This window comes from Hydrogenobacter hydrogenophilus, from assembly GCF_900215655.1.
In the GTDB taxonomy this organism is placed as follows: Bacteria; Aquificota; Aquificia; order Aquificales; family Aquificaceae; genus Hydrogenobacter; species Hydrogenobacter hydrogenophilus.
The window spans coordinates 290,469-311,318 of the sequence record NZ_OBEN01000001.1; the positions used below are offsets into that span (position 1 = coordinate 290,469).

Below are 20,850 nucleotides of genomic sequence, written 5' to 3' on the forward strand. Positions count from 1 at the left end.
TCTTTTGTTCCAAGCACCTCTGAAGCTCATTGCTGGACTCCTCCTTTCCTTCTGGAGAGTATAAACTTGTCTGAGTATTTTTTGCCTCTTCTGGTCTTGTATCCTTTGGTCTTCCAACCCCAAGGAGACTCGGGGTGCTTACCCTTGGTTTTTCCTTCACCACCACCGTGAGGATGGTCTACGGGGTTCATAGCGGTACCTCTCGTGTGAGGTCTCCAACCGAGCCACCTGTAGCGTCCAGCCTTTCCATACTTTATAAGCTCGTGTTCTGCAAGTCCTACTCTGCCAATAGTTGCCATGCATCTTTGGTGCACTAACCTAATCTCTCCTGAGGGTAGCCTAAGCTGTACATAATCATTTACTTTACCAAGGACCTGTGCTGACATGCCTGCGGCTCTTGCCAGCTGACCTCCCTTCCCCGGGTGTAGTTCCACATTGTGCACTACAGTACCTACAGGTATGTACTTGAGAGGCATAGCATTGCCTGTCTTTATCTCTGGGAGCTCTTTGCCTTTCTCCGCATCTTCATAAGATATAGACATTACCGTACTACCCACCTCAAGACCTTCTGGCCACAGTATGTACCTCTTCTCACCGTCAGCGTAGTGAAGGAGAGCTATTCTTGCAGACCTGAAGGGATCGTACTCTATGGCAACTACTTTTGCAGGCACTAAGCTTTTGTCCCTCTTGAAGTCTATTAACCTGTACCTTTTTTTGTGTCCTCCTCCTCTTGAGCGTGAGGTTATTTTACCTTGCTGACGGGATCTTCCCTTTGCTCTGTGCCAATGAACTAAAAGAGCCTTTTCTGGCTCTTTTTTTGTTATCTCTTTAAAGTCATAAAGAACCGCATGTCTCTGACCGTTGGTAACTGGTTTTAACTTTCTCACACCCATAGGTTTAACCTCACAAATTTAGTAAGTCTATCTCCTTATCAGGAGGAATGGTAATTATGGCTTTTTTGTAAGAGCGCGTGTAGCCATATTTTCTGAATTTACCTAACACCCTCTTCTTTTTAGGCTTTACTATTATGGTATTTACCTTCAGTACAGGTACTTTAAATAGCTGTTCTACCGCATATTTTATTTCATGCTTGGTGGCGTCAAGGGCAACTTCAAAGGTGTATTTTTTGTGATCCTCCATTAACCTATTGCTCTTTTCCGTTATGATGGGTCTTATTATTATTTCCTCGGGCTTTCTCATGCGGATAACCTCTCGTATATTTTCTCTATGGCTTCTTTGTGAAGAGCCAGCACATCTGCCCAAAGTATATCATAAACATTCAAACCTTCCACGGGAAGCACTCTTACTGTCTGAAGATTTCTGAAAGATTTCATCACTACTTGATCCTTTTCTGGAATAACTATAAGAACCTTTGAGTCTTTTATTCCCATATTTTGTAAAAACTCAAGAGCTTTCTTTGTCTTAGGTACCTCTCCCATGTTAATGCTGTCAAATATAAGCAGTTTGCCCTCTTGTGCCTTTGAGGATAGTGCCATTTTTAGTCCTAACTTCCTGACCTTCTTAGGTAAGTTGTAATAATAATCTGTAGGTTTAGGACCATGAGCTATACCACCGCCTACAAATATGTTAGCACCTCTATCTCCATGCCTTGCATTTCCTGTACCTTTTTGTGGTAGTAGTTTTCTTCCACTGTAAGAGACTTCACCTCTGGTTTTTGTGCTGTGAGTTCCCTGTCTTCTTGATGCGAGTTGCCACTTTACCACTTCCCAGAGTACATGCCTGTTTACCTCAACATTAAAAATGTCATCTCTTAATTCCACATCTCCCACTTTCATGCCTGTGCTCCTTTTACGAGATTTTCCGTTAGGTGCTTTAGCCTGTTAAGTTTAAGTTTTTGGGACTTTCTGTAGGATATACTGCTTTTCTCTATAATCACACGACCACCCGTAGGACCGGGTACAGAACCTCTCACCAGAAGAAGGTTCTTTTCAGGTATTACATCAACTACAAAAAGGGACTGTACCCTCACTTTCTGAGCGCCATAGTGTCCTGCCATCCTTTTGCCTTTCCATACCCTTCCGGGGTCTGACCTGTTTCCTATAGAACCCACTGCCCTGTGATATCTATGACCGTGAGATGCTGGAAAACCACCAAAATCCCATCTCTTCATAGTTCCAGTAAAACCTCTTCCTTTACTGATGCCTATTACATCTACCAATTCACCAGGAGAAAAAACATCTGCAACGCCAATTTCCTGCCCTATCTGATAACCTTCTACTGAATCTACTCTGAACTCTTTGAGCACCCTCAGAAGCTTTACACCAGCCTTTTGTAGATGGCCTATCTCTGGCTTAGTCAGATGTTTTTCCTTTGCGGAAAAGGCACCCAGTTGAAGGGCTGAATATCCTTCCCTTTCTGGAGTTCTTATGGCAACTACCACATGAGGTGGCACCTCTATCACAGTAACGGGCAGTGTGGTTCCGTCTTTGAGAAATACCCTTGTCATACCTAACTTTTTTCCTATCAAACCTATAGCCATGATGATCAGCTCCTCATCTTTAGTTCTACATCTACACCGGCAGGTAAGTTTATACTCATGAGAGATTCTACTGTTTGAGGAGTTATCCTCGTTATGTCTATTATCCTTCTGTGTTCCCTTATTTCAAAGTGTTCTCTTGATTGGTCAAATTTGTGTGGAGAGCGAAGCACTACCCACCTTTTCTTCAATGTAGGAAGGGGTATAGGACCTTTGGCTATACCACCTGTTCTCTTAACTGTATCTATGATCTGCTTGACCGACTGATCGAGAAGCCTGTAATCGTAAGACCTTAGCTTTATTCGTATTAGCTCCTCCATTTTTTCACCTCTCAATCAAGGATTTGGGTGACCACACCAGCACCCACAGTCCTTCCTCCTTCCCTTATGGCAAACCTAAGTCCCTCTTCCATCGCCACAGGTTGTATGAGTTCTACCTCAAGTTCCACGTTGTCCCCAGGCATCACCATCTCTTGTCCTTCTGGCAACTTCACTACTGTCCCTGTCACGTCCGCTGTCCTAAAGTAAAACTGTGGCCTGTAGTTCACAAAGAAGGGTGTGTGCCTTCCTCCTTCTTCTTTGCTAAGTACATACACCTGTGCCCTAAAGCGTTTGTGGGGTTTTACAGTGCCCGGCTTTGCCAACACCTGTCCCCTCTCCACATCGTCCTTGCCTACTCCCCTAAGCAGTACTCCCACATTGTCCCCAGGTAGTGCTTCGTCCAGTATCTTCCTGAACATCTCTATGGATGTTGCTACTGTCCTTATGGGTTCTTCTCTTAATCCTACTATCTCTACTTCATCTCCAGGCCTTAATACCCCCCTCTCTACTCTGCCTGTCACTACTGTACCACGACCTGATATGGTAAACACATCCTCTATGGGCATGAGGAAGGGTTTGTCTATTTCCCTCACTGGTGTGGGTATGTACTCGTCCATGGCGTTTAGTAGCTCTACTATGGAGTTGCACCACTTGTCTGGTTTGCCTCCGTCAAGCTCCTGCAGTGCTCCCAAAGCTGAACCCCTTATGACTGGCACTTCGTCTCCGGGAAACTCATACTTGGAAAGGAGCTCCCTCACTTCAAGCTCTACAAGGTCTAATAGCTCTGGGTCATCTACCATATCGCACTTGTTCATAAACACCACTATGTAAGGGACATTCACCTGCCTTGCAAGTAGCACATGTTCCCTCGTCTGGGGCATGGGTCCGTCCGCTGCGGAAACTACCAAAATAGCACCGTCCATCTGTGCTGCACCCGTTATCATGTTTTTGATGTAGTCAGCGTGTCCCGGACAGTCCACGTGAGCGTAGTGTCTTTTGGGTGTTTCGTACTCCACATGGGTGATGTTTATGGTTATACCCCTTTCTTTTTCTTCTGGTGCTTTGTCTATCTCTTCGTATCTTGTGCATCTGGCTTTGCCTCCTGGCATAATGCCAGCTGCAAGCACGCAGGTTATGGCAGATGTGAGGGTAGACTTACCGTGGTCTACGTGCCCTATCGTCCCAACATTGACGTGCTCTTTTTCTCTTATAAACTTCTCCTTTGCCATCGTATTACCTCCGCATATTCGTTAAGTTTTAGCTCCTGCCATACGTTCCCCTATGATCTGTTCCGCTATGCTCTGGGGAACTTCATCGTAATGAGAAAATTTCATTATAAAAGTTCCTCTTCCCTGTGTCAAGCTCCTCAGTGTAGTAGCGTATCCAAACATCTCTGCTAAAGGCACTAAGGCTTTAACTACTGTTATCACACCTTTATTTTCCATTCCCATTATCTTCCCTCTTCTGGAATTAAGGTCCCCTATGACATCTCCCACATAATCTTCAGGAGTTTCCACTTCCACCTCCATTATAGGCTCAAGAAGGACAGGATTTGCCTTCTTAACCGCTTCTTTAAAGGCTATAGAACCAGCTATCTTGAAAGCCATCTCCGAAGAGTCCACCTCGTGATAAGATCCATCAAAAAGTCTCACTTTGATATCCACAACGGGATAACCTGCCAGCACGCCACTTTGCATTGCTTCTCTAATACCTTGTTCCACAGCAGGAATAAACTCTTTAGGTATTATACCGCCTACTATAGCATTCTCAAATACAAAACCCTGACCCCTTTCTAAGGGTTCTATTTCTATCACCACATGTCCGTACTGTCCTCTTCCACCTGTCTGTCTTATGAACTTGCCTTCTGCTTGGGCAGGTTTTTTGATGGTTTCTTTGTATGCCACTTGGGGTTTACCCACATTCACCTCTATGCCGTACTCCCTTTTCATCCTGTCTACCATGATCTCAAGGTGTAGTTCTCCCATACCGTGTATTAGAGTTTGACCCGTCTCTGGGTCAGCGCTTGCCTTAAAGGTGGGGTCCTCTTTCATGTACTTGTTGAGCACCTGTGATAACTTCTCTTGATCTTTTTTTGTCTTTGGTTCTATCGCCATAGAAATGACAGGCTCAGGAAACTCAAGTTTCTCAAGAAGTATGGGGAACTTTTCGTCGCAGAGGGTGTCTCCAGTTGTAGCATCCAAACCTACCGCCGCAACTATTTCACCTGCAGCAGCTTCCTGCACATCTTCTCTGGAGTTAGCATGCATCAAAAGCAATCTTCCTATCCTCTCTTTTTTGTCTTTTGTGGCGTTGTAAACATAAGAGCCTGCGGATACCTTTCCAGAAAAAACCCTAAAGTAGGTAAGCTGTCCTGCGTACGGATCACTCATCACCTTAAACACATAAGCACAGAAAGGCTCTTCGTCAAAAGGCTTCCTCTCTTCTTCCTCTGAAGTTTTGGGGTTTATACCTTTCACAGGTGGTACATCAAGGGGAGAGGGAAGATAATCTATTACCGCATCCAAAAGGGGTTGAACGCCTTTATTTTTAAAGGCAGAACCGCAAAGTACAGGCACTAACTTTCTGTTTATGGTAGCAGTCCTTAAAACTCTTTTGAGGTCCTGGGTGGGCACCTCTTCCCCCTCTAAGTACCTCATCATGAGTTCATCGTCATTTTCTACTATAGCTTCCACCATCTTGGCTCTCCACTCTTGAGCCTTTTCTAAGTATTCGGAGGGAATATCAACCACCTCGTACTTAGCACCCAGCGTTTCCTCAAGCCATATGATGGCTTTCATGTTCATAAGGTCTATAACACCCTTAAACTGATCTTCCGCACCTACAGGTATTTGAACTGCAACGGGCTTTATACTGAGCTTTTTCTCTATCTCGTTAAAGACTCTGTAAAAGTCCGCACCCAGCCTGTCCAATTTGTTTATAAAGGCAATCCTTGGAACTCCGAATCTGTCTGCCCACCTCCAATTGGCTTCTGACTGAGGCTGTACACCTTCCACTGCTGAAAAGATAAAGATGATGCCGTCAAGAACCTTCATAGACCTTACTACTTCAACGGAAAAGTCCACGTGCCCCGGTGTGTCTATTATGTTTATTTGGTGATCCTTCCAATAGCATGCGGTAGTTGCTGCAGTTATGGTAATACCCCTCTCCTTTTCTTGAGGCATCCAGTCCATAGTAGCAGCACCTTCGTGCACTTCTCCTATCTTGTAGGTTTTTCCTGTGTAATAAAGTATCCTTTCGGTAGTTGTAGTCTTCCCAGCATCTATGTGAGCCACTATCCCTATATTCCTGAGTCTTTCTATGGGTACTGTCCTAGGCATCTCTTATCCTCCTTTACCACCTAAAGTGAGCAAAAACCTTGTTAGCTTCTGCCATCTTGTGAGTATCTTCCTTCTTCTTTATGGCACCACCTTTTCCTTCAAGCACGTCTAACATTTCAGACTTTAGCCTTTCCACCATGGTGTAGCTACCTCTGTGTCTTGCTCTGTTCCTTGCCGCTTCTACAAGCCACTTTATAGCCAAGCTTATCTGCCTTCTTGGTGGAACTTCCACTGGCACCTGATATGTAGCACCACCTACTCTTCTGGGTCTTACCTCGTACTCGGGTTTTAACTGTTCTACCACTTTGTGTAGAAGTTCAACGGGTGTCATTTTAGCTTCCCTTGACGCTTCTTCTAATGCTGTATAAACTATGTATTCCGCAACACTCTTTTTACCATCCTTCATAACCTTATTTATAAGCTTTGCAACGAGAACATCTCCGTAAACTGGGTCTGGTGGTGTTTCTCTGGGAGGAACTGGTCCTTTTCTGGGCATTACTTTTTACCTCCTGCCTGTTGTTTAGGTCTTTTGGCACCGTATTTGGACCTTGACTGCCTCCTGTTGGCAACACCTGCAGTATCAAGAGCACCCCTTATCACTTTATACCTTACTCCCGGAAGGTCTTTAACCCTTCCACCTCTTACCAACACTATGGAGTGTTCTTGAAGGTTATGACCTTCTCCCGGTATGTATGCGGTCACTTCTATACCGTTGGAAAGCCTCACCCTTGTTACCTTCCTAAGAGCAGAGTTAGGTTTTTTGGGTGTCACCGTGTAGACCCTGACACAGACTCCCCTCTTTTGGGGATTCCCTTGCAGGGCAGGCGATTTACTCTTTTTCTTCTTCTTCTCTCTGCCTTGCTTTACAAGCTGGTTTATGGTAGGCATTGCGTCCTCCTTTCAAAGCAGTCTACTATTATAACACATCTTTGAGAGCTTTTGCTTTGGCTTCTTCTATAACCTTTACTTGAGCGTACTTTTCTGAACCTGTACCTGCTGGTATTAGGTTCCCTATGATCACATTCTCTTTTATACCTCTAAGATCGTCAACTTTACCTTCACAGGATGCGTCTGTAAGCACTTTGGGCGTCTCTTGGAAGGATGCAGCGGATATCCAGCTTCTTGCAGTAAGTGCAGCCTTAGATATGCCTACCAAAATGGGTTCCACTTTGGGCAGTTTGCCACCTTCTTCTTTTATCCTTTGAATTTCTTGCTCTAAGTCTTCTATATCCACTTCCTCGTTGACCAAGAACCTGCTGTCTCCGGGGTCTACTACTCTCCTTTTTCTCAGCATCTGTCTTATGATGATCTCAAAGTGTTTGTCGTTTATGTCAACACCCTGAAGCCTATAAACCATCTGCACCTCTTTGAGTAAAAACTTCTGAAGCTCATCCATACCTTTTATCCTTAGGATCTCCTCAGGGACAGGAGTACCATCAGTTAGTGGATCTCCAGCACTGACTGTGTCTCCGTTTTTAACAAGCAGGTGCTTACCTTTGGGCACAAAGTACTCTCTTTGCAAGCCCATCTCTTTGTTATACACAACAACCTTATAACCTCTTCCCTTTATTCTCACTTGTCCGTCTATTTCTGCCTTTATGCTGTCTGTTATGTTGGTTCCTTTCTGCACATACTGACCGTGGCTTACAAGTATATACTCATCCTTCTTTATATCATACTTTCTTGTTTCACCAGTTCGGGGATTGTAAAGAATTACCTCGTCAGCATCTTCATATATTCTGACTGTACCGTCTATTTCGCTGAGTATGGCGGGGTTCTTGGGCTTTCTTGCTTCAAAAAGCTCTTCCACTCTGGGAAGACCTCCCACTATGTCTCTTACCTTTGCCATCTCTTTGGGTATCCTTGCCAGCACATCTCCGGGCTGAACCTCATAGTCCTTTACCACATAGTATTTGTGCTGTATTTCTGTACCTTCCGATTCACTGCAAGTAGGACATACGAGCCACTCTACCTTTATGTTTTCTGGGGGAATGTTGAGTATGGAGTTTACAGGAAGGTCATAAGCAAGCTCTCTACCGTCTTGTGTGGCGATCACTATCCTCGGAGTGTGTAGCATGGCGTCCTTGGGTCTTGTAAAGGAAACTATAGTGGATGTTTTACCAGAAAGGGGATCTCTTTCTTCTTTTACGGTCACGTCAAGCACTATGTCCTTGAACTCTACCTTCCCACCTTCTTCCGCTATGATGTAAGTGTTGAAGGGATCCCACTCTGCGAGGGTAGTGCCTTCCTTTACCTGAGCACCTTCTTCTACTAAGATGACGGCACCGTAGGGTACCGCATGTCTTTCTATGGGTCTTGAGTCTTTATCAAGTATGGCTATACCTGCATCCTTTGATATGTTAATGTATTTGCCTTCCCTGTTCTTTATGAGTTTTATGTTGTAGTATTTTACTTTTCCGCTTGTTTCGCACACAAGAACATTCTGAACCTTTTCTGCGACCGCCGCACCACCTATATGGAAAGTCCTCATGGTAAGCTGAGTTCCAGGCTCTCCTATAGACTGAGCTGCAATTATGCCTACCGCCTCTCCTACATCAACAAGCTTTCTTTGTGAAAGGTCCCATCCGTAGCACATGGCGCATATACCAAACTTAGTTTCGCATGTGAGGGGAGATCTGACCTTGACCTTTTCTATACCTGCATGCACTATCCTATCTGCAAGAGTTTCGTCTACTATCTGGTTGCGCTTGGCTATAGTTTCACCTGTGTATGGGTCTATTAGGTCCTCTGCCAAGGTTCTACCGATGATTCTGTCTTTGAGAGGTACTTTTTCTTCACCACCTTCTACTATGGCAGTCATGTCTATACCTTTATGGGTGCCACAGTCTTCTTCCGTTATCATAATGTCTTGAGCTACATCTACGAGCCTTCTGGTTAGGTAGCCTGCAAAGGCGGTTTTTAGTGCAGTATCCGCAAGACCTTTCCTCGCACCGTAAGTGGATATGAAGTATTCAAGAACAGAAAGTCCCTCCCTGAAGTTGGATATGATGGGGGTTTCTATAAACTCTCCCGTGTGTTTTGCCATAAGTCCTCTCATGGCTGCAAGCTGTCTTATCTGATCTCTGTTTCCTCTTGCTCCAGAGTTTGCCATCATGTATATGGGGTTAAAGGTGCCAGGGTAGACTTTTTCCCCTTCTTTTCTTTGGGTTTTTTCTATCTCTTCAAACATGGACTTGGAAACCTTGTCAGTGATCTCAGACCACAGGTCTATTATTCTGTTGTAGCGTTCTTTGTTGGTAAGCAAACCTTTCATATACTGATCTATTATCTCGTCCGCTTGCTCAAAGGCAGATTTGAGTATTTCCTTCTTTACATTGGGTATTTGCAGGTCTTCTACGCTTATGGATATCCCTGCTTTGGTTGCCATATTAAAGCCCAGTTCTTTCAGGTCATCAAGAAAGCTCGCGGTTCTTTCTATACCGTACTTATTGTATATGTTAGTTATAAGCTTAGAGACCTTTTTCTTGTCTAAGGGTTCGTTTACAAAGGGATGTCCTTCTGGTAGTATGCTGTTAAACAGTACCCTTCCGGGAGTTGTTTCTACAACCTTACCGTCTTCGAGCCTTAGCTTTATTTTGGCATGAAGGTCTACTTTTTGGTTTTCAAGAGCCAATAGCACATCTTCCCTGCTTAAAAAGAGCTTTCCTTCTCCTTTCACTCCCGGAACTTCTTGCGTAATGTAATACACACCTAAGATAATGTCCTGAGATGGCATGGTGATGGGTTTTCCGTGAGCGGGAGATATGATGTTTTGAGTGGAGAGCATGAGAATGTACGCTTCTAACTGTGCGGTTATACCTAAAGGTACATGAACCGCCATCTGGTCTCCGTCAAAGTCTGCGTTAAAAGGTGGACATACCAAGGGGTGGAGCTGTATAGCTTTACCGTCTATCAAAACAGGCTCAAAAGCTTGTATGGACATTCTGTGAAGAGTGGGTGCACGGTTGAGAAGTACTGGATGCTGTTTTACTACTTCCTCAAGGCATTCCCACACTTCGGGTGTCTTTTGCTCTACGAGTTTCTTTGCATTCTTTATAGAAGTCGCGTATCCTTTCTCTTCAAGCCTTCTGTATACGAAAGGTTTAAAAAGTTCAAGAGCCATTATTCTGGGAAGTCCGCATTGATGCATCTTGAGTTCTGGACCCACAACTATCACAGACCTTCCCGAGTAGTCCACTCTCTTTCCAAGAAGGTTCTGCCTAAAGCGCCCTTGCTTACCTTTTAGATAGTCCGCAAGGGACTTTAGAGCCCGCCCATTTTGGGTTATCACCCTTCCGCGCTTGCCGTTGTCTATGAGAGCGCTCACTACCTCCTGAAGCATTCTCTTTTCGTTTCTTATGATGATCTCTGGTGCGTCAAGCTCTATAAGTCTTTTGAGCCTGTTGTTCCTGTTTATGATCCTTCTATAAAGGTCGTTAAGGTCCGAGGTAGCGAACCTTCCTCCATCAAGTGCCACAAGAGGTCTTAGCTCCGGAGGAAGTACGGGCAGAACCTCAAGTATCATCCACTCGGGTCTGTTGCCACTCTTTATAAAGTCTTCTACAAGCTTGAGAATCCTTATGGCTTTTCTCACTTTTGCTTCAGATACTTCCTTGAGAACCGCATTCCTTATGTCTTCCTTTATCTTTTCAAACACTGGAAGGTCTTTCTTTTTCTCCTTTTGCTTCTCGTAATACTCACGCAGAGCTTCTCTACCTGTAAGGCAGTCTTCTCCACAATCCTCAGCAAACAGCTCTCCTGTCTGTGTGTTCAGATAGTACTCTTCATTTAAAATGCCCAATATAGCTTGTTCTAATGTCATGTCTTGGGGATGCTTTATTTCTATACCAAAGAGTCTAAAATCTTCCGCAATGACTTTTACCATTTTGTGGTAGAGCTTTTTGTACTTTTCCTCTAAGTGCTTTCCAAGATCCTCAAAACCAAAGCTGTAAGGCTTTATCTCCTCCCTGAGCTTTTTAGCATAAGCCTGAAGGTCAAGGCTTGCCAGCACCTTCTTTATGATCTCTGCACCCATACCGCCTTCGTATCTGTGTTCCAAGCTCGTTGCGTATTCACTCATGTATTTGTCTTCGTCCACAACATAGAGCTTTACGAACTTGGTGTTTCCCATATCATCCTTAATGGGTATAGTGTCTTCCATCTCCTCAAACTTCTTTTCTTCCTCCTCACTCATGGGATACTCTATAACCAGGTAGGACTCAAAGTAGACAACTCTTTCCGCATCCCTTGTGGAAAGGTTAAGCAAAGTAGCTATTTTGGAAGGAGAGCTCTTGAGAAACCATATGTGAGCAACGGGTGCTGCCAGCTCTATGTGTCCAAACCTCTTCCTTCTGACATAAGACCTTGTGACCTCAACACCACACCTGTCGCATATAGTACCTTCAAACCTTTTACCTCTATACTTTCCACATAGACACTCGTAGTCCTTTATGGGACCAAAGATCTTAGCGCAGAAAAGCCCATCCTTTTCTGGTTTGTGGGTTCTGTAGTTTATGGTCTCTGGCTTCTTTACCTCCCCATAGCTCCAGCTTCTTATTTCTTCTGGCGAAGCCAACATAAGCTTTATCTTTTCAAAGGGAAGAAGTCCCTTTCTCATCTTTCTTCCTCCTCTACCTCAATCTGATCACAGGGCTTTGATTCCCCGTTTTCACACTTGACATTCAAACCTAAAGCTTTTAGCTCTCTTACAAGCACCCTAAAGGACTCGGGTATACCGGGTGTGTAGGTGTATTTGCCTTTCACTATGGATTCGTAAACCTTTGTCCTTCCTTCTATGTCATCAGACTTGACAGTGAGCATCTCCTGAAGGGTGTAAGCTGCACCGTGTGCTTCTAAAGCCCAAACTTCCATCTCTCCAAGTCTTTGACCTCCAAACTGTGCTCTTCCGCCCAAAGGCTGTTGTGTGACCAAGGAGTAAGGACCGGTGCTTCTTGCATGTATCTTGTCATCCACCATGTGTATGAGCTTGAGCATATGCATGTATCCTACCGTCACCTTTGTGTCAAAGGGTTCTCCAGTCCTTCCATCGTAAAGTACCGTTCTTCCATCTTCTGGAAGTCCTGCGAGTTTTAGAAGTTCTTTTATGTGCTCTTCGCTGGCACCCTCAAACACAGGTGTTGCTACAGGTATGCCCTTCTCTGCATAACCCTTTACAACTTCCATAAACTCATCGTCGCTGAGGCTGTTTAGGAACTCTTCTATGTATTTAGCATTTTCACCGCTTGGAGTGTCTCCCACAGAGTATATTCTCTTCAGGAAATCTATTATCTCTTTTCTGTCTGCCATTTCGGATATAAGTTCTCCCAGCTTTTTACCCAGTTCTTTCAAAGCCCATCCTAAGTGGGTTTCAAGTATCTGACCCACATTCATACGGGATGGCACACCAAGAGGGTTTAGAACTATGTCTACAGGTGTTCCGTCCGGAAGGAAGGGCATGTCCTCTACGGGAAGCACTACGGATATAACACCTTTGTTTCCGTGTCTTCCTGCCATCTTATCGCCTACCTTTATCTTTCTCTTTTGAGCTATGTAGACCTTCACGAGCGCTATCACACCTGCAGGAAGCTCGCTTCTTTTACCTATGGATTCTTCCTTCTCCCTGTAGATCCTTTCAAGGAGTTCTACTTGTGCTTTTGTTCTCTCCCTTACCTGATTTATCTTTTCGCAAAGCTCTTTATCGTCAAAAAGATTTTCCGGCTTTGCTACTATGTAGTTAAGAAGCACCTCAAAGGTCTTTTCATCCACCTTCGTGCCTGCTTTGTATGTCTTCTTCTTAATGGTAATATCTTTGCTTGTTTCTCTCCCCAAGACCAAACTTTTTATAACGCTGTTTCTGCCTTCTACAAGAAGCCTTTTCTTCTTTTCAAGTTCGTTGCGTAGGTTTTCCTTTTCCTGTCTCTCCACATGTTCCGCAAGATAATTGCGCCTTTCTCCTACCTTTCTTGCAAAAACCTGCACATCTACCACCACACCCTCCACACCCGGAGGACACCTCAAAGATGTGTCTTTGACATCTCTTGACTTCTCTCCAAAGATAGCCTGAAGAAGCTTTTCTTCGGGTGTTAGTTGCTGTTCACCCTTAGGAGTAACCTTACCTACGAGTATGTCCCCGGGCTTCACATAAGTGCCAATTCTTACTATACCAAATTCGTCAAGGTGAGCCAAAGCTCTTTCGGGTACACCCGGTATGGACCTTGTTATCTCTTCATAACCTATCTTTGTCTCTCTGGCTTCTACCTCAAGCTCCTCTATGTGTATAGAGGTGAATACATCTTCCTTTACTAACCTTTCTGAGATAACTATGGCGTCCTCAAAGTTATATCCCCTCCAAGGCATAAAGGCAACCAGCACATCTTTACCTAAGGCAAGCTCACCCCGTTCGGTAGATTGTCCGTCTGCCAATATCTCTCCTTTGCTCACCCTTTGACCTTTAAAGACTAAGGGTCTTTCGTTTATACAGGTGTTTTGGTTAGTTCTGCTCATCTTTTTGAGCTCGTATATGTCTATGCCCATGTCTGTAGGGTCTTTTGGGTCTATCTCTTCTGGGTTTACCCTTACTATGATCCTTTTGCTGTCCACTTCCTCCACTACACCACCTCTTTTGGCAAGGACAACCGCACTGCTATCGTATGCCACTTTCTTTTCCATACCTGTGCCTACAAGGGGTGAAGAGGTAAACACAAGAGGAACCGCTTGTCTCTGCATGTTAGAACCCATAAGAGCCCGGTTGGCATCGTCATGTTCAAGGAAAGGTATAAGCGAAGCGGACACAGAAACTACCTGTCTTGAAGAAACATCCATGTAATGGACCTGCTGAGGTTTAACTATCTGTATGTCGTTTTTGTATCTTGCGAACACTCTATCTGTCTTTATCTTACCTTCTTGGTCAGTGGGTGTGTGCTGAGCTATTACATAGTTTTCCTCTTCGTAAGCTGCCAAGTACTCTATCTCGTTGGTGACCTTACCATCTACTACTTTTCTGTATGGAGTTATAATAAAGCCAAACTCGTTTACCTGAGCATAAACGGTCAGAGAAGTGACAAGTCCTATGTTTTGACCTTCTGGGGTTTCTATGGGGCATATCCTACCATAATGGGAAGGATGCACGTCTCTTATCTCAAACTTAGCACTTTCTCTGGTAAGACCACCAGGTCCCAGAGCGGAGAGTCTCCTTTTATGCGTAAGAGCGGAAAGGGGGTTTGTGTTGTCAAGGTATTGGGAAAGCATACCACCTTTTAGAAACTCGTATATGGTGCTGGTAAGGTAGCGGGGGTTTAAAAGGTCTTGGGGTTTGAGATTGGGGTCTTCTGGATTAACCACTGTGCATCTGTCCCTGAAGAACTTTTCCATGCGCGCCAAACCTATGCGTGCTTGATTCTCAAGAAGCTCACCTATGGCTCTGACTCTTCTGTTGCCAAGATACGCAATGTCATCCTTCTTTTCTCTACCAAAACGCAGGTCTATGAGGTATTTGACTGTATTTATAATATCTACAGGAAGCAAAAAGCGTGCGTTGTCTTCTGTGTAGTCTTTTACTTTTACTTGGTCTCTCTTCTTGAAAATTTCCTTAAGAAGGTCCTCTGTTAAAAGCTGTCCTTCTTGATACTCTTCAACGCTCTCTGCAAGAGCCAAAGGAGGAAGGCTTGAAAGCTTTTCCAAGTCTGCAGGTCTTAACACCTTAGGTATTCTATGAACCTTGGCATTTATCTTCACCCTTCCCACTCTGGAAAGGTCATACCTGGTTATGTCCTCAAAGTAGAGGGAGAAGTGAGACCTTGCCCTGCTCACCAAGTGTTCCAGCTCCATCACCATAGGCTCTACCGCACGGAGCTTTTTGTATATGTCAACAAGCGCTATGTCCCTAAAGGAGAACCTTGCGGGTATCACAATGGAGCTTCTTCTGTCAGGCTCACGTGGAGATGTTTCCGCTATGAGAGTCTCTATAAGGATCTTGCCGTATGGACTTTTTACCGCACTCTCTCTTGGTACCGCTGTCAAGAGCTCCACCTTTATCCTTTCGTCTTTGAGCAATCTTTCTAAATCTTCTACATCCTCTATGTATCTCTCTTCCAAAAATTCTTCTTCCTTTCCTTTTCCCTCAAGTTTTCCTTTGTATCTGAGTACTGCAAAAAGATAGCTCTGGGAAAGGTCTTGGGGTGTGTATTCTTCCCCAGTTTGTTTGTCAAAGAGTCTCCCACCCTCAGTAAAGAACGCTTTGGTTTCTGGGTAGAAGTGTTTGAGAATATCGTAAGCGGTCTCAAGCCCTAAGGCTCTGAACATAAAAGAACCACTTATCTTCTTCTTATCTACCCTTGCGGTAAGAATGTCTGTTGTGCTGGAAAGCTCAAACTCAACTCTGGGTCCTTTGTCTGGTATTATGCTTGCCCTGTATATGATCCTCACTATGGTGGTTTCTTTCTGTCTTTCTTCCTTCTCTTCAAAGAAGACACCGGGGGACCTTATGAGCTGGCTTACTACTATCCTCTCACTTCCGTTGACCACAAAGGACCCCACCTCTGTCATCATAGGTATTTCGCCAAAATAGACCTTTTTAGGGTCTTGCACTCTCTCTCCCTTTTTTGTCTTTACTTTGAGTCTGACTAAAACTCTGATGGGTACCGCGTAGGTAAAACCTTTAGTTTTGCACTCCTCAACCGTGTACTTTTCTTTGTATGTTAGCATGGTGCCACACTTGGGACACGCTACACCATACCCACCCAAAAAGCTCTGATCGTTGTAAGCTTTATAACCACATTTGTTGCATTCCCACTCACCCACTTCATAACCTAAGTACTCAACAGTGATCTTCTCATCAGGATCCTTGAAAGGGAAAGAAGTTCTGAATACATACTCAAGACCTACAGGCTTGCGCTCTTTTGGTGCTTTCCTAAACTGCAGAAAATTCTCAAAAGATTCCTTAGGAAGAAAAAGCAAGTAAGGAGGGTCAAGTATTTCGGACCTTCTTCCAAAAAACTTTCTGGGCAATGCTATGTTCTTTCTCATGCTATAACCCTCTTTTTATGCTTTGGAAACTTATTAATATAAAATAAATTGCCTGAAAAGTCAAGAAAAAAGAAAACCCCCCGCTTTGCGCAGGAGGGTAAAGCTTCGTGAATTTCCATATTCAGATTTAGGCTTACTTTATCTCTACCTGTGCACCAGCTTCTTCCAGTTTTTTCTTAATGTTTTCCGCTTCTTCCTTGGAAACTCCTTCTTTGATGGGTTTTGGAGCGGATTCAACGAGGTCTTTTGCTTCTTTTAGTCCAAGCCCAGTTATTTCCCTGACCACCTTTATAACATTTATCTTGTTAGCTCCTGCACTCTTGAGGATCACATCAAACTCTGTCTTTTCCTCTACAGGAGCAGCCGTAGGTCCTGATGGAGCTGCAACCGCAGGAGCGGCAGCCACCATAGCAGCAGATACACCAAACTTTTCCTCTAACTTCTTTACGAGCTCGGCAACCTCAAGAAGGGTCATGTTGCCGATAGCTTCTACTATCTCGTCAATGGTAAGCGTAGCCATCTTTTAACCTCCTTTAAGATTTTTTCTCTTCTAAAGCTTTTAGTGCCAAAACAAGCTTCTGAGGCATAGCCTTCAGAGCCATTATCAAGTTAATCAGAGGTGCCTGAAGAGTACCCATCAATTTGGATACAAGCACCTCCATAGGTGGCAGTTCTGCAAGGGCTTTTATATCTTCAGGTTTTAGAAACCTCCCTTGCATGTATCCACCTTTTACTTTTTCTAAAGGGTTGTCTTTATTGAGTTCTTTGAGAAACTCGTAAACCGTTTTTGCGGTAAGGACTGGGTCTTTGTAGGAAAACACTACCGCGGTTGGTCCCACAAGCACTTCTCTGTGATCCGATAGCACTGTGTCCATAAATGCCCTATAAAATAGGGTATTTTTACCTACTAAGAGTTCACCTCCTGCAGACTTAACATCGCCTCTGAGTTTGGACATGGACTGGGCATCTATACCTACAAAGTTCAAAAATACCATAAGGTTGGATCTCTCCATGCGCTCTTTGTAGCTTTTTACCTTCTGAGCTTTTTCCTGCCAGCTTTTTCTTTCCATACTTTACCTCCTTAGGCTGCAAGCTCCTGAAGTTTTCTGAGAGTCTGGGCTACATCCACTTTAACGCCAGGGCTCATAGTACTGGAAAGGGTTATACTCCTCACATACTGACCCTTTGCACCAGGTGGTTTTGCTTTTACTATAGCGTCTATTGCTGCATAAGCGTTCTGCAAAAGCTTTTCCCTGTCAAAGGAGATCTTTCCTATGGGTATATGTACGTTGCCTGTCTTGTCCACCCTGAACTCCACTCTTCCCCTTTTGGCATCTTCCACAGCCTGTTTTATGTTGTTAGTGACAGTGCCCGTCTTGGGATTAGGCATGAGTCCCTTTGGACCTAAAATCTTTCCCAGTTTGGCTACCTTGGGCATGATCTCCGGTGTTGCTATCACCACATCGTAATCCACCCACTCCTCTTTGAGTATTTTGTTTATCAAGTCTTCGCCTCCTACAAAATCCGCTCCCGCTGACTGGGCTATCTTTTGCTGTTCACCCTCTGCTAACACCAACACCTTGACCTCTTTTCCAAGACCGTGAGGAAGCACCAACGAACCTCTTACCATCTGATCCGCGTACTTAGGGTCAACACCCAGCCTTACCGCAAGCTCTACAGTCTCATCAAACTTGGCACCCGCGGTTTCTTTTATCTTTTTGAGAATATCAATAGCTTCCTCTAAGGTGTAGTGTTTTGTCCTATCAAAGAGCTCTAAAGCCTTTGTGTATCTTTTACCCCTTCTCATAGCTCTACTCCTTCCATCCTTCTATCTCTATGCCCATACTTTTAGCTGTTCCTGCTATGGTTCTCATGGCTGCGTTTATATCCTTAGTGTTCATATCTTTTAATTTTATATTAGCTATCTCTCTGAGTTGGTCTACTGTGATCTTGCCTACTTTTTGCTTTTTGGGATCACCTGAACCTTTTTGAACTTTGGCAGCCTTCTTAAGAAGGTAAGAGGCTGGCGGAGTTTTCATTATAAAGGTGAAGCTTCTGTCCTGATATATGGTAATGACCACAGGAACTACTGTGCCGGGTTCAAACTCCTTGCTTGCCGCGTTAAACTGCTTGACAAACTCCATTATGTTAACACCATGCTGACCAAGAGCTGGACCAACAGGCGGTGCGGGTGTTGCTTGCTGAGCTGGCAACATAAGTTCAACAACAGCACTTACTTTCTTAGCCATATTTGTCCTCCTAAAGCTTCTCTATCTGTGAAAAGTCAAGCTCTACAGGTGTGAGCCTTCCAAATATGCTTATAAGCACCACAGCCTTTTCCCTTTCGGGATGCACTTCTTCCACTGTGCCAGTAAAGTTCATAAAAGGTCCCTCTATTACCCTTACCTGATCTCCCTTTTCAAAAAGGACGCGCAGAGGTCTTACGCCTTTCTTCACAAAGCTTATGATCCTTTCCACTTCTTTCTCATCTATGGGTGCTATCTTTCCACCCACCAAAACGGGTCTATAAACGTGAGGTGTCTTTTCTATGGCTCTCAAAAGGGCATCGTTCATATCCGCCTTTATAAGCAGGTATCCGGGAAACATCTTTGACTCAAGGATGATCTTAGCCTCCACTTTGTTTTCTTTACAGCTTATTTTTTGTCCAGGCTTTGATATGGGAGGAGCTTCTACGCACGTATCTCCTTCTACGCTTTCAATAACTCTAACCTCTCCGTCCGCTATCCTAAAAGTAGTCACTCCCTTTTTTCCAAGCACACTCAGATCCCTGTTGTTCCCTCTCAAAGAAAGCCTATACTTTTCCTTACCTTGAGTTCTTATAACTACCTTTTCCTCCGCTGGCACTACCACATCTTCCACATAGTCCTGTAGACCTTCCAACTGTATAACCTTCAGAAGGTTCTCCCTTGCAGTAGCCTCTTTGCCAGCCTCAACTTGCAGTGCGTACCACTTAAACTCTCCCATCAGCTACCTCTCAAAGAAAGCACAAAGTGTATCATTCTTGTAAAACCAATATCCAAAAGCCACAAGTATATACCTATAAACAAAGAGAAAATTATAACACTAATGGTAGCTTTTGTCACCAATTTTCTGTCAGGCCACGATACTCGATATATTTCCTGCTTTACACCTTTAAGAAAGTTCTTTATCTTCTCCATCCTAACTTCTCCATGCGGGGCACGGAGGACTCGAACCCCCAACCGCGGGATTTGGAGTCCCGCGCTCTGCCAATTGAGCTAGTGCCCCTACTTTACTTCTCTATGCAGAGTGTGTTTTCTGCACCACTTACAGTACTTTCTTAGTTCCATTCTCTGAGGATGTTTCTGTTTGTTCTTAGTAGTGGAGTAATTCCTTCTTTTGCACTCTGTGCATGCCAATACTATAACTTCCCTTACATTTGCCATTTTTTCACCTCTCAATCAAGGATTTGGGTGACCACACCAGCACCCACAGTCCTTCCTCCTTCCCTTATGGCAAACCTAAGTCCCTCTTCCATCGCCACAGGTTGTATGAGTTCTACCTCAAGTTCCACGTTGTCCCCAGGCATCACCATCTCTTGTCCTTCTGGCAACTTCACTACTGTCCCTGTCACGTCCGCTGTCCTAAAGTAAAACTGTGGCCTGTAGTTCACAAAGAAGGGTGTGTGCCTTCCTCCTTCTTCTTTGCTAAGTACATACACCTGTGCCCTAAAGCGTTTGTGGGGTTTTACAGTGCCCGGCTTTGCCAACACCTGTCCCCTCTCCACATCGTCCTTGCCTACTCCCCTAAGCAGTACTCCCACATTGTCCCCAGGTAGTGCTTCGTCCAGTATCTTCCTGAACATCTCTATGGATGTTGCTACTGTCCTTATGGGTTCTTCTCTTAATCCTACTATCTCTACTTCATCTCCACGCCTTAATACCCCCCTCTCTACTCTGCCTGTCACTACTGTACCACGACCTGATATGGTAAACACATCCTCTATGGGCATGAGGAAGGGTTTGTCTATTTCCCTCACTGGTGTGGGTATGTACTCGTCCATGGCGTTTAGTAGCTCTACTATGGAGTTGCACCACTTGTCTGGTTTGCCTCCGTCAAGCTCCTGCAGTGCTCCCAAAGCTGAACCCCTTATGACTGGCACTTCGTCTCCGGGAAACTCATACTTGGAAAGGAGCTCCCTCACTTCAAGCTCTACAAGGTCTAATAGCTCTGGGTCATCTACCATATCGCACTTGTTCATAAACACCACTATGTAAGGGACATTCACCTGCCTTGCAAGTAGCACATGTTCCCTCGTCTGGGGCATGGGTCCGTCCGCTGCGGAAACTACCAAAATAGCACCGTCCATCTGTGCTGCACCCGTTATCATGTTTTTGATGTAGTCAGCGTGTCCCGGACAGTCCACGTGAGCGTAGTGTCTTTTGGGTGTTTCGTACTCCACATGGGTGATGTTTATGGTTATACCCCTTTCTTTTTCTTCTGGTGCTTTGTCTATCTCTTCGTATCTTGTGCATCTGGCTTTGCCTCCTGGCATAATGCCAGCTGCAAGCACGCAGGTTATGGCAGATGTGAGGGTAGACTTACCGTGGTCTACGTGCCCTATCGTCCCAACATTGACGTGCTCTTTTTCTCTTATAAACTTCTCCTTTGCCATCGTATTACCTCCTTTTTA

The 20,850-nt window shown here is 44.5% G+C and carries 19 protein-coding genes and 1 tRNA gene; all 20 read right to left on the reverse strand.

Features of this window, described 5'->3' with window-relative positions:
* Positions 1–26 precede the first annotated feature (26 nt).
* A complete protein-coding gene (rplB, locus tag CP948_RS01625) occupies positions 27–893 on the reverse strand; it encodes a 50S ribosomal protein L2 (RefSeq protein WP_096600403.1) in 867 nt (288 codons plus the stop codon).
* Positions 894–903: 10 nt separating this feature from the next.
* Positions 904–1,200 carry a 50S ribosomal protein L23 gene (rplW, locus tag CP948_RS01630; RefSeq protein ID WP_096600405.1) on the reverse strand — a complete coding sequence of 99 codons (297 nt, stop codon included), beginning with the start codon at positions 1,198–1,200 and terminating at the stop codon, positions 904–906.
* Positions 1,197–1,796 carry a 50S ribosomal protein L4 gene (gene rplD / locus CP948_RS01635; protein ID WP_096600407.1) on the reverse strand — a complete coding sequence of 200 codons (600 nt, stop codon included), beginning with the start codon at positions 1,794–1,796 and terminating at the stop codon, positions 1,197–1,199. Before rplD ends, rplW begins: the two co-directional genes overlap by 4 nt.
* Positions 1,793–2,500, reverse strand: a complete 708-nt coding sequence (gene rplC / locus CP948_RS01640) for a 50S ribosomal protein L3 (protein WP_096600409.1) — start codon at positions 2,498–2,500, stop codon at positions 1,793–1,795. Before rplC ends, rplD begins: the two co-directional genes overlap by 4 nt.
* A gap of 5 nt (positions 2,501–2,505) precedes the next feature.
* Positions 2,506–2,817, reverse strand: coding sequence for a 30S ribosomal protein S10 (gene rpsJ, locus CP948_RS01645; RefSeq protein ID WP_096600411.1), 312 nt, complete (start codon positions 2,815–2,817; stop codon positions 2,506–2,508).
* Between the two features lie 11 nt (positions 2,818–2,828).
* Complete coding sequence (tuf, locus tag CP948_RS01650; RefSeq protein WP_096600413.1) at positions 2,829–4,046, reverse strand: elongation factor Tu; 1,218 nt, start codon at positions 4,044–4,046, stop codon at positions 2,829–2,831.
* Between the two features lie 21 nt (positions 4,047–4,067).
* Complete coding sequence (gene fusA / locus CP948_RS01655) at positions 4,068–6,155, reverse strand: elongation factor G (protein WP_096600416.1); 2,088 nt, start codon at positions 6,153–6,155, stop codon at positions 4,068–4,070.
* Between the two features lie 13 nt (positions 6,156–6,168).
* Entirely contained in the window at positions 6,169–6,651 is a 483-nt protein-coding gene (gene rpsG / locus CP948_RS01660; protein WP_096600418.1) for a 30S ribosomal protein S7, read from the reverse strand.
* Positions 6,651–7,043, reverse strand: a complete 393-nt coding sequence (gene rpsL / locus CP948_RS01665; protein ID WP_096600420.1) for a 30S ribosomal protein S12 — start codon at positions 7,041–7,043, stop codon at positions 6,651–6,653. Before rpsL ends, rpsG begins: the two co-directional genes overlap by 1 nt.
* A 28-nt stretch (positions 7,044–7,071) precedes the next feature.
* Positions 7,072–11,772, reverse strand: a complete 4,701-nt coding sequence (gene rpoC / locus CP948_RS01670) for a DNA-directed RNA polymerase subunit beta' (RefSeq protein ID WP_096600422.1) — start codon at positions 11,770–11,772, stop codon at positions 7,072–7,074.
* Positions 11,769–16,178 carry a DNA-directed RNA polymerase subunit beta gene (gene rpoB, locus CP948_RS01675; RefSeq protein ID WP_096600424.1) on the reverse strand — a complete coding sequence of 1,470 codons (4,410 nt, stop codon included), beginning with the start codon at positions 16,176–16,178 and terminating at the stop codon, positions 11,769–11,771. Before rpoB ends, rpoC begins: the two co-directional genes overlap by 4 nt.
* 133 nt (positions 16,179–16,311) lie before the next feature.
* Positions 16,312–16,698, reverse strand: coding sequence for a 50S ribosomal protein L7/L12 (gene rplL, locus CP948_RS01680; RefSeq protein WP_096600426.1), 387 nt, complete (start codon positions 16,696–16,698; stop codon positions 16,312–16,314).
* A gap of 13 nt (positions 16,699–16,711) precedes the next feature.
* Positions 16,712–17,248 (reverse strand): 50S ribosomal protein L10, encoded by a 537-nt coding sequence (gene rplJ, locus CP948_RS01685; protein ID WP_096600428.1) that lies wholly within the window; start codon positions 17,246–17,248, stop codon positions 16,712–16,714.
* Positions 17,249–17,259: 11 nt separating this feature from the next.
* Entirely contained in the window at positions 17,260–17,985 is a 726-nt protein-coding gene (gene rplA, locus CP948_RS01690) for a 50S ribosomal protein L1 (RefSeq protein WP_096600430.1), read from the reverse strand.
* 4 nt (positions 17,986–17,989) lie between these two features.
* Complete coding sequence (gene rplK / locus CP948_RS01695; RefSeq protein ID WP_096600432.1) at positions 17,990–18,427, reverse strand: 50S ribosomal protein L11; 438 nt, start codon at positions 18,425–18,427, stop codon at positions 17,990–17,992.
* A 10-nt stretch (positions 18,428–18,437) separates the two neighbouring features.
* Positions 18,438–19,163 (reverse strand): transcription termination/antitermination protein NusG, encoded by a 726-nt coding sequence (gene nusG / locus CP948_RS01700; RefSeq protein ID WP_096600434.1) that lies wholly within the window; start codon positions 19,161–19,163, stop codon positions 18,438–18,440.
* Positions 19,163–19,357 (reverse strand): preprotein translocase subunit SecE, encoded by a 195-nt coding sequence (secE, locus tag CP948_RS01705; RefSeq protein ID WP_096600436.1) that lies wholly within the window; start codon positions 19,355–19,357, stop codon positions 19,163–19,165. The genes nusG and secE overlap by 1 nt, the downstream gene beginning before the upstream one ends.
* Positions 19,358–19,372: 15 nt before the next feature.
* Positions 19,373–19,445: transfer RNA gene (locus tag CP948_RS01710), tRNA-Trp, on the reverse strand.
* The gene (gene rpmG, locus CP948_RS01715) at positions 19,445–19,603 is read right to left on the reverse strand and encodes a 50S ribosomal protein L33 (RefSeq protein ID WP_096600438.1); all 159 of its coding nucleotides are present in this window, start codon (positions 19,601–19,603) and stop codon (positions 19,445–19,447) included. Before rpmG ends, CP948_RS01710 begins: the two co-directional genes overlap by 1 nt.
* Before the next feature lie 11 nt (positions 19,604–19,614).
* Positions 19,615–20,832, reverse strand: coding sequence for an elongation factor Tu (gene tuf / locus CP948_RS01720; protein WP_096600440.1), 1,218 nt, complete (start codon positions 20,830–20,832; stop codon positions 19,615–19,617).
* Positions 20,833–20,850 lie beyond the last annotated feature (18 nt).